The sequence below is a fragment of the Streptomyces sp. CNQ085 genome, from assembly GCF_022614595.1.
Lineage (GTDB): Bacteria > Actinomycetota > Actinomycetes > Streptomycetales > Streptomycetaceae > Streptomyces.
Window position 1 is genome coordinate 1 of the sequence record NZ_JAJFAU010000125.1, and the last position, 14562, is coordinate 14562.

Annotated in this window: 16 protein-coding genes; 5 read left to right on the forward strand and 11 right to left on the reverse strand. The window is 71.1% G+C overall.

The genetic code is table 11. The features are described 5' to 3' along the window. Positions 1-150: 150 nt before the first annotated feature. The 11 genes from LJ221_RS18725 to LJ221_RS18775 form a co-directional block, all read right to left on the reverse strand. Positions 151-351 (reverse strand): hypothetical protein, encoded by a 201-nt coding sequence (locus LJ221_RS18725; RefSeq protein WP_241717903.1) that lies wholly within the window; start codon positions 349-351, stop codon positions 151-153. Positions 352-487: 136 nt separating this feature from the next. Next, complete coding sequence (gene fabG / locus LJ221_RS18730; RefSeq protein WP_241717888.1) at positions 488-1192, reverse strand: 3-oxoacyl-ACP reductase FabG; 705 nt, start codon at positions 1190-1192, stop codon at positions 488-490. Next, positions 1189-1722 (reverse strand): flavin reductase family protein, encoded by a 534-nt coding sequence (locus tag LJ221_RS18735; RefSeq protein WP_241717889.1) that lies wholly within the window; start codon positions 1720-1722, stop codon positions 1189-1191. The genes fabG and LJ221_RS18735 overlap by 4 nt, the downstream gene beginning before the upstream one ends. Continuing rightward, on the reverse strand, positions 1719-2201 hold the full coding sequence (locus tag LJ221_RS18740; protein ID WP_241717890.1) for a PaaI family thioesterase: 483 nt from the start codon (positions 2199-2201) through the stop codon (positions 1719-1721). Before LJ221_RS18740 ends, LJ221_RS18735 begins: the two co-directional genes overlap by 4 nt. Before the next feature lie 11 nt (positions 2202-2212). Next, positions 2213-3046 (reverse strand): ketosynthase, encoded by an 834-nt coding sequence (locus LJ221_RS18745; RefSeq protein WP_241717891.1) that lies wholly within the window; start codon positions 3044-3046, stop codon positions 2213-2215. Further along, positions 3043-4245 carry a beta-ketoacyl synthase gene (locus LJ221_RS18750; RefSeq protein ID WP_241717892.1) on the reverse strand — a complete coding sequence of 401 codons (1203 nt, stop codon included), beginning with the start codon at positions 4243-4245 and terminating at the stop codon, positions 3043-3045. Before LJ221_RS18750 ends, LJ221_RS18745 begins: the two co-directional genes overlap by 4 nt. After that, a complete protein-coding gene (locus tag LJ221_RS18755; protein ID WP_241717893.1) occupies positions 4242-4793 on the reverse strand; it encodes an acyl carrier protein in 552 nt (183 codons plus the stop codon). The genes LJ221_RS18750 and LJ221_RS18755 overlap by 4 nt, the downstream gene beginning before the upstream one ends. Before the next feature lie 9 nt (positions 4794-4802). Next, on the reverse strand, positions 4803-6023 hold the full coding sequence (fabV, locus tag LJ221_RS18760) for an enoyl-ACP reductase FabV (protein ID WP_241717894.1): 1221 nt from the start codon (positions 6021-6023) through the stop codon (positions 4803-4805). Further along, entirely contained in the window at positions 6020-7450 is a 1431-nt protein-coding gene (locus tag LJ221_RS18765) for a class I adenylate-forming enzyme family protein (RefSeq protein WP_241717895.1), read from the reverse strand. The genes fabV and LJ221_RS18765 overlap by 4 nt, the downstream gene beginning before the upstream one ends. A gap of 142 nt (positions 7451-7592) precedes the next feature. Then, the gene (locus LJ221_RS18770; RefSeq protein WP_241717896.1) at positions 7593-8729 is read right to left on the reverse strand and encodes a 3-dehydroquinate synthase II; all 1137 of its coding nucleotides are present in this window, start codon (positions 8727-8729) and stop codon (positions 7593-7595) included. Continuing rightward, positions 8726-9562: a 2-amino-3,7-dideoxy-D-threo-hept-6-ulosonate synthase gene (locus tag LJ221_RS18775; protein WP_241717897.1), complete on the reverse strand. Its 837-nt coding sequence runs from the start codon at positions 9560-9562 to the stop codon at positions 8726-8728. The genes LJ221_RS18770 and LJ221_RS18775 overlap by 4 nt, the downstream gene beginning before the upstream one ends. Positions 9563-9800: 238 nt before the next feature. On the opposite strand from LJ221_RS18775, the gene LJ221_RS18780 reads away from it, so the two are divergent. Genes LJ221_RS18780 through LJ221_RS18800 form a run of 5 tightly spaced genes read left to right on the forward strand, consistent with a single transcriptional unit; the run spans position 9801 to position 14356 of the window. Continuing rightward, positions 9801-11006, forward strand: coding sequence for an NAD(P)/FAD-dependent oxidoreductase (locus tag LJ221_RS18780; RefSeq protein WP_241717898.1), 1206 nt, complete (start codon positions 9801-9803; stop codon positions 11004-11006). After that, positions 11003-11878: an arylamine N-acetyltransferase gene (locus LJ221_RS18785; protein WP_241717899.1), complete on the forward strand. Its 876-nt coding sequence runs from the start codon at positions 11003-11005 to the stop codon at positions 11876-11878. Before LJ221_RS18780 ends, LJ221_RS18785 begins: the two co-directional genes overlap by 4 nt. Positions 11879-11919: 41 nt before the next feature. Beyond that, positions 11920-13005, forward strand: a complete 1086-nt coding sequence (locus tag LJ221_RS18790; RefSeq protein ID WP_241717900.1) for a 3-oxoacyl-ACP synthase III family protein — start codon at positions 11920-11922, stop codon at positions 13003-13005. Further along, entirely contained in the window at positions 13002-14108 is a 1107-nt protein-coding gene (locus tag LJ221_RS18795) for a beta-ketoacyl-ACP synthase III (RefSeq protein WP_241717901.1), read from the forward strand. The genes LJ221_RS18790 and LJ221_RS18795 overlap by 4 nt, the downstream gene beginning before the upstream one ends. After that, on the forward strand, positions 14105-14356 hold the full coding sequence (locus LJ221_RS18800; protein WP_241717902.1) for an acyl carrier protein: 252 nt from the start codon (positions 14105-14107) through the stop codon (positions 14354-14356). The genes LJ221_RS18795 and LJ221_RS18800 overlap by 4 nt, the downstream gene beginning before the upstream one ends. The last annotated feature ends 206 nt before the right edge of the window (positions 14357-14562 follow it).

A 14562-nucleotide genomic window follows, 5' to 3' on the forward strand; every position in this document is an offset into this window, starting at 1 on the left:
GGTGATACTGGACGGCACGTGGAGCCTCTGGTTGTACGGAACGTGATCTTGGTCGACTCGTTCCTGCCAGAGGCTTCATGCTGTCTGGCCTCGGGGTGCTCCCGAGGCTGGAGACACACCGCGACGTCGTCACGCCACGCAGTGCAACCGTCACGTTGCCGAGAAGACTTCACTGCGGATGCGGGCGCGTTCGCGTCGTTGGGCGGCCAGCACGTCGGGATGGCGGGCGTTCTTGTTCCGCCAGCGCAGATAGGCGTGCACGACGTGCTGGCCTGCTGGTTCGGGGTGGATCGCTCCACCATCACCTGCGCCGTCGGCGAAGTGCGGACTCTGCTCGCCGAGCGAGGCCACCGCAGGCAGCGTCGTCCGTCCCCGAATCGTCGCCGACGGCGGCGAGCGGCGCTTGTGCGAGCCGGAGCGGCGGCCGGTACGTCTTCTTCCCGCACCTCACCGCACGCTCCTCTCCCCTGCGGGGCACCGTCACCGGTCAGTGCCCCATGCCGAGTCCTCCGTCGACGGGGACGACGGCGCCAGTGACGTATCCGGCGTCTTCGGAGGCCAGCCAGAGCACGGCCGACGCGACCTCCCGGGGATTCGCGCTGCGGTTGAGCGGGACCTCCTGGAGGATCTGTTTCCTCTGCCGCTCGGAGAGCTGCTCGGTCATGTCGGTGTCCACCAGTCCGGGTGCCACCACGTTGACAGTGATGCCGCAGGAAGCCAGTTCACGCGCGAGCGACCGAGCGAGGCCGACCAGGCCCGCTTTGCTGGCCGCATAGTTGGCCTGCCCCGGCGATCCGCGCAGCCCCGCGACGGAGGACACGAAGACCAAGCGGCCGCGCCGACGACACACCATCGACTCGACGGCCCTCCTCGCCGTGCGGAAGGCACCGAGCAGATTGGTGTCCAGGACCCGCTGGAAGTCCCGGTCGCTCATGCGCAGGGCTAGCCTGTCGTCGGTGATCCCGGCGTTGGCGACGAAGACGTCGACGGGACCGTGCACCTCCTCGGCCGCGGTGAACGCCTCGTCCACCTGGTCGGGGTCGGTCACATCGCATCTGATGGCCAGCAGGCCGTCAGGAACAGCGGAGCCCCGGTGGGTCACGGCGACCGCGTCTCCCCGGTCCGCGAACGCGCGGGCGACGGCGAGGCCGATGCCGCGGTTTCCGCCGGTGATCAGGACGGAGCGGGTCATGTCATCACTCCCGCCGCCAGGCCAGCGTAGGCGCCTCGGTGGTGGAGCAGCGGCTCACCGCGGTGCTCGGCCGTGTGCACCGCGTTCACCCGGCCGAGCAGGATGGCGTGGTCACCGCCGGGGTAGCGGTTTTCGGTGCGGCAGTCGACGGACAGTACCGCCCCTTCCACCAGGACGTTGCCGGTGCGGCCCACCCGGTCGCCGAGCCACCGCTGGGCCTCGGTTCCGACGGGCCTGTCGTGAGAGGCGAACAGTCTGGACAGCGGTTCCTGGTCGCGCGCCATGACGTTGACGGTGAACGCTCCGTGCTCCTCGATCCTGCGGAGCATCCGTCCACGGGTCCCAACGCTGACGAGGACGAGCAGGGGGGCGAGGGACACGGATGTCACGGAGCTGACGGTGAGCGCCTCGGTGTGCTCACCGCTGCCGGCGGTGATGACCGTGACACCGGTGGGCAGCAGTCCCATGGCCCGGCGGAAGGTGTCGGGGTCGGGGTGCGTGCTGACGTCGGGACCGGTGCGGACACTCATGGACGCCCTCCGTCGGTTTCGCGCCGGTGGACCAGGCAGCTGACCCGTGCGGAGCAGGTGAGCCGCTCCTTGTCGTCCGTGATGGCGATCGCGTAGGTCGCGACCCGGTCTCCCTGGTGGAGCGGGGTGCACACGCCGGTGACCTTGCCGTCCCGGGCCGGGCGGTGGTGTGTGCAGGACACCTCGAGGCCGACGACGGCACCGCGGGGCGCCGCATGCAGGCCGGCCGCGATCGAGCCCAGGGTTTCGGCGAGCACCGCGTTGGCCCCACCGTGCAGCCAGCCGAAGGGCTGCTGGTTCCCCTTGACGGGCATGGTGCCGACCAGCCGGTCCGGCTGCCAGGAGACCACCTCGATCCCCATGCGGGTGATCAGCTGGTCGGCATGGAGGTCGGGCGGTATGGACAGGATGCTCCGGGGTGGTTCCACGAACCCCGCCGGTGGGCTGGGCGGGGCCGCGACTGCGTGTTGGTTCTCCACGATCTGTCTCCTTAGGCGGTCGGGGAGCTTCCGCGGGCGTGGGCCGCCGGGGCGGCTCGGGTCCGGTCCCGTCGGGGCCTGGGCGATGGGGGATCCTCCGGTGGCGTTCCGGCGTCTGGGCGTGTTGTGCGCCAAGCGCGGGCGGCCGCCCGGAGGGCACCGAGACCGCGCAGGTGGGCAGGGCCCGCAGCGGGGGTGTCCCGTTCCGGGACACGGTCGGCGTCCTGGGGGTGTGTTCCGACGGCAGTGCCCCATGCCGTGCCGGGTGCCCGTTCTCGGCCCAGCAGCAGGGCCACGGCCTCGTCGCTGCCCGGGTGGACGGTGACGCCATGGGGCTGCAGCCCCAGGCGCGCGGCGGTGGTCCGCGGGCTGGGTGCCAGCTCGACGCCGATCAGGAGCAGTTGCTCGATTCCGTCGTCGGCCAGCATCAGCTCGGCTGTCTCGAACGCCTCGGGCGTGGACCCTTCGTGCACCGACAGGCAGCAGATGGGCCCGGTGATGTTGTGGTCGCGGGTGACCAGGCCGAGTACCGAGGTGGGCACCGACTGGTAGAACAGCAGCGGATTGTGGATCTGTCCCGCCGCAAGCCTCCGGCTGGCCAGGTCCGTGGTGGTGGTGTCGCCGAACGAGGTCAGCAGCAAGACGCCGGTGCGGCCAGCCGAGTCGCCCAGCCCGTCGGGGGCCGCGTCGGCGATGCAGCGGTCGGCGACCTCCTTGACCAGGGGGTTGAACCGCGACTCGATGAATCCGGGGACCCCCGGCAGCCCGCCCTCGGCAGGCCAGGTCACGGCAGCCGCGCCGATGACGTGGGCGGATGCGGGCACCGTGGTCGTTGAGGTGGTCATGGGCGCTCCAGCACGATCGCGGCGTTGAGGCCCCCGAAGGCCGCGTTGGTGCTCAGCACCCGCCGTACCCGGGCAGTTCGGGGCTCATTGGGGATCCAGTCCAGGTCGCAGGCAGGGTCGGGGGCGGTGTAGCCGGCAGTGGGCGGCAGGATTCCGTGGCGCAGGGCGTATACCCCGATCACGGCCTCCACGGCGCCCGATCCCTCCAGCATGTGACCGGTGGTGCTCTTGGTGGAGCTCACCGGTGTCCGCCGGGCGGCGGGGCCCAGGGCGCGGTGCAGCGCTGCGGTCTCGGCAGGGTCGTTGGTCCTGGTTCCGGTGCCGTGTGCGTTGACGTAGTCGATGCCCTCGGGTGCGGCGGAGGCCCGGCACAGTGCCGCCTCGACGGCGGCTGCCAGCCCCGCGCCCTGCGGGTGCGGCCGGCACACGTGGTGAGCGTCGGAGGCCATGCCCCACCCGCTGACACGGGCGAGGGGCTCGCCGCCGCGGGTGCGTACCCGCGACGCCGGTTCCAGGACCAGGGCGGCTACCCCGTCGCCCAGGAGCAGCCCCTGGCGGTCGGCCGAGAAGGGGCGTACCCGGCCGTCAGTGGAGAACGCCCTTCCCGAGTCGAACTTGGCGAAGAACTCCGGTTCCACGAGGTAGGCGCCAGCGCACAGTACGGTCTCCGCGCGGCCGGACCGGATCAGCCGCGCGCTGTGCATCAGGGCGTTGGTCGAGGCGACGCACGCGTTGACGAACGCCTGCCGCCGTCCTGACAGCTCCAGGTCGTCGGCTACCAGGTCGGGCAGTGCCGCCGGGAGGCTCTCGGTCACCTCGCGCTTCCCTGCCGGTCCTTCCCCGCCGTTCCAGAAGGAGGTGACGCCCGTGTGGTCTCCCTGGGTGCCGATGAGTACGTCGGCGCGCAGCGGTCCTCCACCAAGGCCCGCCATGTCGAGCGCGGCCCGGCCGCAGGCCGCCAGAGCCTCGCGCTGGCCGGGGACGCGCCGGGCGTCCGGGGTGGTGCCGGGCAGCGGCAGCCCCTCGGTTCCGTGGGCCGCCGCATGCTGTCCGCGGAAGGCGCTCGTGTCGAAGCGCTCGACGGGCCGGAAGGCTGGGCGCCCCGCGAATATCCCGGTGTGGAGGGCGTGTTCGCCGAACCCGTGTCCGGTGAACAGGCCGTACCCGGTGATGAGGACGTCGTCGGGGCCGGTGCTCATCGTCCGGTGGCTTCCTTCGCCGCGGTGCCGGTATGCTCCAGCAGGCGCCGGTGGAGCGCAGCCACGGAGGTGACCTCGTCCCACTGCCCGTGGCCGACTTCCAGTTCGACGCCGTGCTGCTCCTTGAGCTGGTGGGCGAACCACACCAGCGTGAGGGAGTCGAGAACCACCTCGGCGTTGTCCGCAATGGTCTCGGGCTCGCTGTCGGGGATGATCTGGCTGAGCACCAGCAGTCGCTTGACGTCCGAGAGCGTCGGGGTGGGCGGCTCACCGGTGCCGCCCTCCCCCGGGGCCCGGGAGCGGATGTCGGCCACCAGTTCGCCCAGGGTCATCGTCCCGAGCCCGTCGACGGCCTCGTCGGGGAATCGGATGCCGTACTCGCGCTCGACGTGGACGGTCAACTCCACCAGGGACAGCGACTCCAGTTCGAGCCCTCCGGGTCCCAGCGGTATCCCGGGCGGGGTGCTGGGCGGCAGGGGGGCGTTCAGCATGTCCCGGACCACCTTGAGGACGAACTCGGTGATGCGGTCGGTTTCTGCGGTCCTCACATCGTTTCCTTAGGGTCGGGGATGAACGTCGGGGATGCGCAGGGCGCCGGGTATCTCACGAACCGGGTCGGTGTCGGCCGCGTAGTCCACCCCCTCGACCCCGAACCCGTACAGTTCTCGAGTGAGGGCGAGGTAGTGGTCGAGGTCCCCCAGTTCCGCGAGGCCGGCCGTGTCGGTCACCTTGTCCCAGCGGCGGCGGACCTCCTCCTGGATGTCGGCCCGCATCTCGATGTCGTCCAGGCGGATGCGCCCGCGGCTGTCGGTGTGGAGCGGCCCGTCGGCGTACAGGTGGTCCCGCAGAAGCCGGCGGGCCTGCCCGTCGGTGTCCTCCGGCAGTCCCGCCTCCCGGGTCACCCGGGACAGCAGCAGGGTGTAGAGGGCCTGGACCGGCATCACCTGGCTCGCCGGGGTGACCAGGGCGCGCATGACCGCCGCGTGGGCGCGTCCGCCGTCCGGGGCCAGCCGCCGCGCCAGGTCCGCGGCGGTGTCCTCCAGATGCTGCTTGGCCCGGCCGAGGGTGCCGTCGCGGTAGGTCGGGGCGAGCCAGTCGTTGCCGATGTAGCTGAAGGCGACGGTCATCGCGCCGGGTGCGAGGGCTCCGTGCCGCTCCAGTACGTCGATCCAGCGCGCCCAGTCCTCGCCTCCCATGACGCGGACGGTCTGGTCGATCTCCTTCTCGGAGGCCACCGGGGTGGTGATCGTCCGTACGGAGGCGGAGCGCGCGTCGAAGGCCTTCTCGGTGAAGGGGGCGCCGATGGCCTTGATGACGGAGCGGTGCACCCGGCCGGTGACGGGGTCCGTGCGGCGGGGCGCGGCGACGCTGTGGACGACGAGGTCCACCCCTCCGAGTTCCTCGGCGATCAGGCGGGCCGTTCGCTCCTTGACGGCGTCACCGAACGCGTCGCCCACGACGGTGCGTCCGTACAGGCCGGCGGCGCGCAGTTCCCGTTCGGTGGCGGCAGCGTTGTACCAGCCCGCGGTTGCGGTCCGGTTGGGCGCGCCCGGCCTCTCCAGGCAGACGCCGACGGTTGCGGAGCCGGAGCCGAACGCGACGGCGAGGCGGGTGGCCAGGCCGAGTCCGGAGGAGGCCCCGACAACCAGGGCCGCCCGGGGCCCGCGGGCCGTGCCGTGGTGCCGTATCTGCTCTATGGTGCGGCGTACGGCACGGTCGCGTCCATCGGGGTGGGCGGCGGCCCACACGGCGCCGCGTCTTACCGGCTCGATGATCATCGTGCGTCCCCCGTTACGGGGAGTGGCCCGCGCGGTCGCCCGGAGGCCGCGTAGGCGGCATGGATCAGTTCGGCGGTGCGCAGCAGCTTGCCGTTGGCTGTGCGCGGCAGTTCCGGTCCGATGTGGATGCGCCGGGGGATCTTGAAGCTGCTCAGGCGCTCGCGGGCGAAGGCCAGCAGTTCGGAGGCCGTCAGGCCGTCGGGGGCTCCGATGTGGGCCTCGATGCCGTTGCTCTGGACCACCACGATCTCCCGTACCGCGGGGTGCTGTGCCAGCTCGTTCTCGATCTCCATGAGGTCGACCTTCAGACCACCGACGGCGACGAGGGTGTCGGACCGTCCGGTGATCCGCAGGGCCCCCGTGTTCTCGTCGAAGCCGGCCAGGTCGTGCGAGTTGAGCCAGCCGTCCACGTAGCGATCGGTGCCCTCGTCCTGCAGGTAAGGCGAGTGGTCCAGGCTGATCCAGAGCTTTCCCTCGGTGATCCGGGTGCGCACGCCCGGCACCACCCGGCCGACCGTCGGCGGGGCGAACTCCCCGGGCAGGTCGGTGGCGATGATGCCGGTCTCGGTCATGCCGTAGGCCTGGCCGATCCTGATGCCGTACCGGTCCGAGAATCGCTCGTGCACCTCCTGGGTCAGCCTCTCACCGCCGCTGACGGCCAGCCGCAGGTGCGGCAGGGCGGGCGGGGCGGGTGCCCTGCCCAGCAGGTCGTAGTGGAAGGGCACGCCGAAGACCGCGTCGATCTCCTCCTCAGCCAGCGTCCTGAGCAGGACGTCCACTTGGAGGCTGGATGCGAACACCAGGGTCGCGCCGGTGTTCATGGCATGTAGTACGCCGCCGATCAGGCCGAGGGAGTGGATCGTCGAGTTGAGCAGGAGCACGCGCTCGCCGCGGCGCGGCATAGCATCGAGGCTGGAGAAGGCCTGCAACTCCGCCCGCAGTGACTGGCTGGTACGCCCGATCACCTTGGGCCGTCCGGTGGAACCGGAGCTGAACTGGACCAGGCAGTGGCCGGTGACGGCCTCCCGGCCGCCGCGCCGCCACTGGACGTACACCTCGCACTCGTCCTGGAAGAGGGCAGGGGCACGGTCGGTGAAGTGGACGTAGTACCGCGGCTCGCACAGGTCGAGGATCCGCTGGACCTCGGCCGGCTTGAGCCGGTGGTCCAGGAGTTGGACTTGGGCGCCCAGGGACCACAGGGCCAGCAGGGACCAGATGCCGGTGAGGCTGGGGGGCAGGCGCAGTGCGACAGAGCTGCCGGGGCCGATGCCGTGGGCGACGAATATTCCGATGCTCTGCTCCACCCGGTCGCGGAGCTCGGCCCACGTCACGTCCCTGCGGGTGCGGGCCCAGACCGCGTCGTCCGGTTGCTCGCGCAGCAACTGGTCGCCCCACCAGGGGGCCACCAGGGATTGGGGAGAGGTCACTGAGGTTCCTCCGACATTGAGTTGTCCCATCGCACGGTGTCCGCGTGTGCATGCCCGTGCCCGGCCGCGCCGCTCGGGACGGCACGGCCGGGGCGGGGCACCCGGGCCCCGACGGGGGCGGGGCTCGGGCAGTCCGGTCGCGTCACTTCTCGACGCAGTACTCCTTGACCGGCCAGCCGACGTGCCGCTTTTCGGTGGAGACGTAGCCGAGCAGCTGGTCCCCGGCTTTGAGCTCGGTGACGTTGAGCACGGCCGCGCCGGGGCCGAGGACGCGCACGTGCCAGTCGTCCTGGACCATCAGGCTCACCTCGGTGCCGTCCTCGGAGACCGCCTTGATGGTCAGCATCGGACGGGACTCCAGTTTGATGCGGCCGACCACGACCCGCCGGGTGCGGCCGTCGGCGCCGACCGCGAGGATCGGCGAGCCGGCCTTGAGCTCGCTGAGGTAGTTGGTCCGGCCGTCCATGCCGAGCGTGTAGGAGTGGAGCGCGCCGGCGTTGACGCGGAACGGCCGGGTGGGCATGTACGGCAGCGGGTGGGTCTCGCTCACGCATAGCACGAAGCCGTGGGCGTAGGAGCCGACGAGGATACCCTCGTCCTCGGCGAAATGGGTGCCGGTGTCGACGCAGACCCGGTCGCCCAGGCCGTTGTGCTCGATGGATCGGACGGTCAGGGTCGTCAGGTCCAGGTGCGGGGTCTGGGTGCGCAGCAGTTCGGCGAAGGCGAAGACCTCGTTGGCGTCCCGCGGTGCGAACATCACGCCTTCGGAGCCCTTCTCCAGGACGTCCAGGATGATGCCGGCCTCCTCCAGGTCGTCCGCTTGGCATACGAGTTGGCCGGGCGTCTTGTCGGCGGCCGCGATCACAATCTCCAGCGGGATCTTGGTCGGGTCCTTGAACTGCACGACGGTGTAGGGCAGTTCGATCGCCGCGGCGCAGGCGAGCTTGAGCGTCGGGTCGTCGGTGACATCGATGAACGCGGCCGGTTCGTGCGGGGTCCCCGCGACTGTCAGGCGCAGCCGGTCGAGGTCGTCCGGCGACTCCAGGCGGGTGAGCCGGATGTCGTGGCCGGGCCGTTCGCCGGCGCCGTCCGGGGCGTCGGCGGTGGGAAACTGCTGCGCGGCGGGCAGCAGTACGCGCTTGACCGTGGGTGGCAGCGCGGCCAGCCGTTCCTCGTCTTCGGCGACGATGCCTTCGATCTTGACGTGGAGTGCGGCCTCGATCACCGCGTCGTGCTGCTCGGTGGGGACACCGCGCAGGTCGATCCATCCAAACTTCACCGGGAACCTGCCAATACTCGTGACGGGGAAGGACGGGAGGGGAATTCGGCCGGACCTCGGCCTGTGTGGGAGGGCGTGGGGTGGACGATGGCGGCCAGTTCCTGCACGGCCGCGCGGGGGTCGGAGTGCCCGAAGACCCGGCGTCCCACCGCAAGGCCGCTGCAGCCGGCGGCGAGGGCCTCGCGGGCGTAGACGGCGAGGTCCCCCCCGTCCGCCGGGCCGCCGGCCACCAGGACGGGGACGGGGCTGCTGGAGACCACGTCGGCCATCGCGCCCAGCGGTGCGGACCAGGTGGTCTTGACCAGGTCGGCGCCGAGGTCGGCGGCGATGTTGACCACGTGGGCCAGCAGGGAGGGGTCGTGCGGGTTCGAGATCCGGGGGCCCCGGGGATAGATCATGGCGAACAGCGGCAGCCCCCAGCGGTCGCAGGCGCCCGCCACCGCGCCGAGATCGGCCAGTTGCTCCGCCTCGGTGTCGGAACCTACGTTGACGTGGACGCTGACCGCGTCCGCGCCGAGCGTCAGGGCGTCCTCCACGGAGCCGACGAGGATCTTGGCGTCGGCGTCGGGAGCGTGGGAGGTGCTGCCGCTCAGGTGGACGACGAGTGCCGTGTCCTGGAGCACGCGCGGGTCCAGGCCCCGCGCCCGCCCCTTGTGCAGGACCACGGCGTCCGCTCCGCCGGCTGACACCTGCTGTACCAGTTCGTGGAAGCGTCGTTCACAGACGATCGGCCCGTCCGCCAGGGAGTGATCCATCGGAACGAACAGGAAACGGCCGTCCGGGGGACCGAGCCTGCTGATTCTCAGGCTCTTTCCGGGAGACCAGCGTGACATCACCAACCTCATCTCCTCGACGTTGCGACCACGATCCGGGGAGGAGCCGCGGGCCGCCAAGCCCCTTCCTCCCTGGCCGAATTAATCGGCCGGGCGTGGAGAGAGGGCTCGTCTTTCGTTCAGGTCGACCGGGTCTGTGCGGGTCGGCGGGGGGGCCGAAGAATTCCATGCGTCATCGCACGCGGTTCCACTCCCGTTGCTTGCCGTTGGATGCCCCCAAGTCCTCAGGAGGCGAAGAATGCCCGACAGACCACCGGATCCCACGGTGTGCATCGTGGGGGCGGGGCCCGCCGGACTCCTGCTCGCTCTGCTGCTCGGTCGGCGGGGCCACCGGGTTACCGTGCTGGAGCGCAGCCCCCGAATCGACCTCGCCCGGCAGGCCGGCGCGCCCGTCCTGCAGCCGGTGACCCTGCGAATCCTGGAACGGCTGGGCCTGCTGGAGCGGGTGCGCGCCGGCGCCGGCGAGATCCACGGCGGCGACGTATACGTCCGAGGGCGCCGGGAGGCGGCGTACGAGTACGCCGACCTGCCGGGCGTGTCCGTCCCGTTCGCGCTGACCGTTCCCGTCAGCACATTGCGCGGGGCGCTGCTGGAAGCCCTGGGGGAGGTGCCCGGGGCCGAGGTGCGCACGGGGGTCTCGGTGGAGGGCCTCACCGGCGGGCCGGGGCGGTACCGGGAGCTGGTGGTTCGGGGTGCCGAGGGTACCGAGGTGCTGCGCCCGGAGTTCGTGGTGGGCTGCGACGGCAAGTTCTCCGCCGTTCGGGAGCTGGCGGAGATCCCCACCCGGGTCCTCGCCTATGAGAAGGGCTACCTGGACTTCGTGGTGCCGGCTCCTCCGGGCTGGCCACCGCGGATCACGATGCACTTCGGCGACTTCTACCTGCTGTCCATGCCGTATCCCGGCGACCGGCTGATCGTTGTGTGGATTTCCTCGGAGAAGCGGGTGGAGGCGGCTATGGGCGCCCCGTTCGCCCGGCTGGCGGCCGAGTTGTCGAGGACTGCGGCCCCCCTGGCACCGCTGTTCCCGCCGCAGGTGGCCGGGCTCGCCTGGGAGGATGTCCCCCACCGTCATGTCCGGCACCACATGGTGCGCCCCGAGCGCTGGCTCGACGGCAACGTCCTGCTGATCGGGGACAGCGCGCACGCCATGCACGCCTTCGGCGGTCAAGGCCTCAACACCTCTCTCCAGGACGCCGTGTGGGCCGCTGACGGGATCGAGGGGGCGCTCCGGGAGCGCTCCACCCGGCGGCTGCGGGAGCACCTGCGCACGCGCGTGCCCTTCGTCGAGTCCTTCCAGCTATCGCAGCGCACCGCACTCGCGCCCGGGCGGCAGGGGGGTGCGGAACCGCACGGTGTCCCCTTGCCGGACTTCATGCCCATGGTCATGGGGCAGCCGGAGCTGCGCTCCCTGTGGGAGGGCACGCCGCAGGAGACCGCCCGGTGACCGCGCGGCTCCACCACCCGACCGCTGCGGGAACGCGGTGGGAACTGCCGACCGCCGAATACCTGCGGCGACTCGGCTACAGCGGCCCGGTGGAACCCGGCGCCGACTGCCTGCGGGCCCTGTGCGAGGCTCATCTGCTCGCGGTGCCCTACGAGATGCTCGACGCGCTCGAGGGGCGGCGCCCCTGCCTGGAGCTTCCGGGCGTCTTCGACAAGCTGGTGTACCGCCGCTGCGGCAGCACCTGTCTGGAGGCCACTCCGCTGTTCGGCCGGTTTCTGAGGGACGTTGGCTTCCGGGTGCGGCTGGTGGCGGCCCAGGCATGGCGGGTAAACGGCCGGTGGGCGCCGCGCTGGGACCACCTGCTGCTCCTGGTCGAGGCGGAGGGGGCCGAATGGGTGGTTGATGTCAGCTTCCTGATGCTGACGGTCCTGCGGCCGCTGCGGACCGGCGGCGAACCGCAGGAGCACTCCGGCTGGACCCACCGGGTCGGTGAGGTGGACGGCCACCGTGCGGTGCTGCGCCGTATGCCCGGCGGCGACTGGGTCCCGGTGTACCGGTTCGCCGAGAGAGCGCTGGAGATCGACGACTATGCCTGGATCGTCGACTACCACATGGATGCCGACGATTCCCCGCTCACCGGAAGTCTGCTGTGCTCCCGCGTGGTGCCGGGCGGGAAGCTCATCGTGATGCGCGACAACTTCGTGCGTGCCGAGGATGGCCGAGAGAGCGTCGACTTCCTGGCCACGGCCGCCGAGGCGGAAAAGGCTTTCGCCGAGGTGTTCCAGGACCATGGGCACCTCGTGGAAAAGGCTCTGGGCCTTTGGGAGAAAACACGGAGGAGCCACCGCGGCCCGCTGCCCGGAATCGGCTGAACCATCCGGGAGACACCCAGGAGAATGGACGGGAATCCATCATGCGAATCGCCGGACACCGGCAGGGGATGGAATTCGGTGTGGGAATCCGCGCCGTAGGCGCCTATTTACCCGAGAAGGAAGTCAGCAACGCCGACCTGGAGAAGGTCCTCATCACGCGGGACGACTGGATCAGGGAGAACATCGGCGTCGAGGTCCGGAGGGTGGCCGCCGAGGACGAGTGGACCTCCGATCTGGGCGCGCGGGCGCTGCGCGACGCCTGCGCCCGCGCCGGCCTCACGCCGGCGGACGTGGACCTGGTTGTCTGCGGCACCTATACGCCGGACAACATGGCACCGCCCACCGCCATGCTCGTGATCGACAAGGCGGGGGCGACCGGCGCCACCGGGTTCGACGTCAACAGCGGTGCCTGCCCTGGCGGCGTCTTCGCCCTCGACGTGGGTGCCAAGTACGTGGCCTCAGGCACCTTCCGCCGCGTGGCGGTGGTGATGGCCGACGTCAGTACCAAGACTCTGGACTGGAAGGACGTGGGGCCCGCCGTCATCTTCGGCGACGGGGCGGCCTGTTACCTGCTGGAGCGGTGCTCGCCGGGCACGGGGATAGGCACGACGCTGCTGCGCAGCGACCCTTCCGGCTACCGGACGGTGTGGGTGGCCCGCGAGGAGCGCCGCTCGCGCGGCGGCCACCCCCGGCGCAGCGCCTTCGGCAACAACTTCGCGCAACTGGAGGGGGCCGCCGTGCGGTCCTTCGCGGTGGGCGGGGTGCCGGGTTTCGTCGAGGAGTTGCTGGCCCTGGAGGGCCTGGCGCCCGCCGACGTGGACCTGTTCGCCCTCCACCAGGCCAACCTGCACATCGTGCACGGGATCATGGACAGTCTCGGGGTGCCCCGCGAACGCACCGTGACCAATGTCGAGAGGTATGGGAACACGTCGGGGGCGAGTGTGCCCCTGGTGCTCAGGGACGCGCTGGACCTCGGCCGGCTTTCCCCCGGGGACCTGGTGGTTCTCGCCGCCTTCGGTTCGGGGCTGAGCATGGGTGCCGCGCTGGTGCGCTGGTGCGGGCCGTGGGACTTCGAGGCGGCAGACTCCGACGTCCTCCGGCGGCAGGGACTGGTGGGTGCGCCGTGACAGATCGCCGTCCGCGTATCGCGGCCCCCGCCCACAGCACTCCGTCCGCCGTCCTCGGCATCGGCAGCTACGTCCCATCCCTCCGCGTCACCAACGCCATGCTCTGCGAGCGGATCGACAGCTCCGACGAGTGGATCCGCACCCGATCCGGCATCCGCACCCGGCACTGGGCGACCGAGCAGGAGACCGTCGAGGGCATGGCTGTCGCCGCGGCGGAGCAGGCGCTGCGGCACGCGGGGATATCCGCGGACCGTGTCGGCTGCGTGATCGTCTCGACCGTCTCGCACCTGTGGCAGTTCCCTTCGCTCGCGGTGGCCGTGGCCGACCGCATCGGCGCGCGGGCGCCCGGGGCTTTCGACCTGACGGCGGGGTGCGCCGGCTTCTGCTACGGCCTAGCGCTCGCCTCCGACATGGTGGGCGCGAGAAGCTCGGAACACGTCCTGGTGATCGGGGTGGAGCGGCTGTCTGAGCAGCTCGACCACGACGACCGCACAACCGCCTTCCTCTTCGGTGACGGTGCGGGGGCGGCCGTGGTGGGGCCGGCGGACGAGCCGGGTATCGGCCCGGTGGTGTGGGGCTCGGACGGTTCTCACCGCGACACGATCCGCCAGAGCGCCTCCTGGGCGTCACTGCGCGGAACTCCGGGTGCCCCCTGGCCGGTGATCACCATGCAGGGCCGCGAAGTGTTCCGCTGGGCCGCGTACGAGATGGTCCCGGTCGGAGTGCGTGCGCTGGAGCGCGCCGGGGTGGGGATCGGGGACCTGGACGCGTTCGTCCCCCACCAGGCGAACCTGCGCATCACCGAGGAACTGGCCAAGGGGCTCGGGCTCCCCGCTCGTGTCGCGGTGGCCCGCACCATCACCGACTACGGCAACTCCTCCGCGGCGTCCATCCCCTTGGCCCTCCACAGGATGCTCTCGGACGGCGAGGTGGCCGGCGGCGGACTGGCCCTGCTGCTGGCCTTCGGCACCGGCCTGGTCTACGCCGGGCAGGTCGTCCGGCTGCCGCCGGCACCTCCCGTTCCGCCGGGGCCCTCCCCAGCGGCCGCGGTCCCGGCAACCGCCGGGACCAGGAATCCAACCGACGAAGGAGAAGCAGTATGAGCAGCAGGGACGACATCCTCATCACCCTCCGGGAGATCCTCGACGAGGTCGCCGAGATCCCCGGCGAGCAGGTCACGCTCGACGCCTCGTTCGCCGGCGACCTGGAACTCGACTCCCTGGCCGTTGTGTCCGTCTTCGTCCTGGTCCAGCGTCGTTTCGGGATCGAGGTGCCCAACGAGGACGCCGACCGGCTCACCACGGTCCGCGAGGCGGTCGACTACCTGGAGAAGCGCAGCGCCGCCGTCTGACCGGGGTCGTCCACGGGCCGGTCCGCACGGCACCACGCGCGGGTCGGCCCGTGGTCGTACGTCCATCGCGCCCGGCCCTTCGAAAGCGTTCGAAGAGCGTATTCGAAGCCCATCGCCCTCCACAGGAGCCCAGTCCACATGAGCAGTGATTCCTCCCGCGTAGGCCGCCCCACGCCCGTCACCGCGGCCACGGTGGCACAGAAGCC

Excerpts from the sequence above, each read along its gene's own strand:
- fabG (WP_241717888.1), bottom strand. The coding sequence starts at position 1,192 with ATGACCCGCTCCGTCCTGATCACCGGCGGAAACCGCGGCATCGGCCTC.
- LJ221_RS18735 (WP_241717889.1), bottom strand. The coding sequence starts at position 1,722 with ATGAGTGTCCGCACCGGTCCCGACGTCAGCACGCACCCCGACCCCGAC.
- LJ221_RS18745 (WP_241717891.1), bottom strand. The coding sequence starts at position 3,046 with ATGACCACCTCAACGACCACGGTGCCCGCATCCGCCCACGTCATCGGC.
- LJ221_RS18750 (WP_241717892.1), bottom strand. The coding sequence starts at position 4,245 with ATGAGCACCGGCCCCGACGACGTCCTCATCACCGGGTACGGCCTGTTC.
- fabV (WP_241717894.1), bottom strand. The coding sequence starts at position 6,023 with ATGATCATCGAGCCGGTAAGACGCGGCGCCGTGTGGGCCGCCGCCCAC.
- LJ221_RS18775 (WP_241717897.1), bottom strand. The coding sequence starts at position 9,562 with ATGTCACGCTGGTCTCCCGGAAAGAGCCTGAGAATCAGCAGGCTCGGT.
- LJ221_RS18780 (WP_241717898.1), top strand. The coding sequence starts at position 9,801 with ATGCCCGACAGACCACCGGATCCCACGGTGTGCATCGTGGGGGCGGGG.
- LJ221_RS18790 (WP_241717900.1), top strand. The coding sequence starts at position 11,920 with ATGCGAATCGCCGGACACCGGCAGGGGATGGAATTCGGTGTGGGAATC.
- LJ221_RS18800 (WP_241717902.1), top strand. The coding sequence starts at position 14,105 with ATGAGCAGCAGGGACGACATCCTCATCACCCTCCGGGAGATCCTCGAC.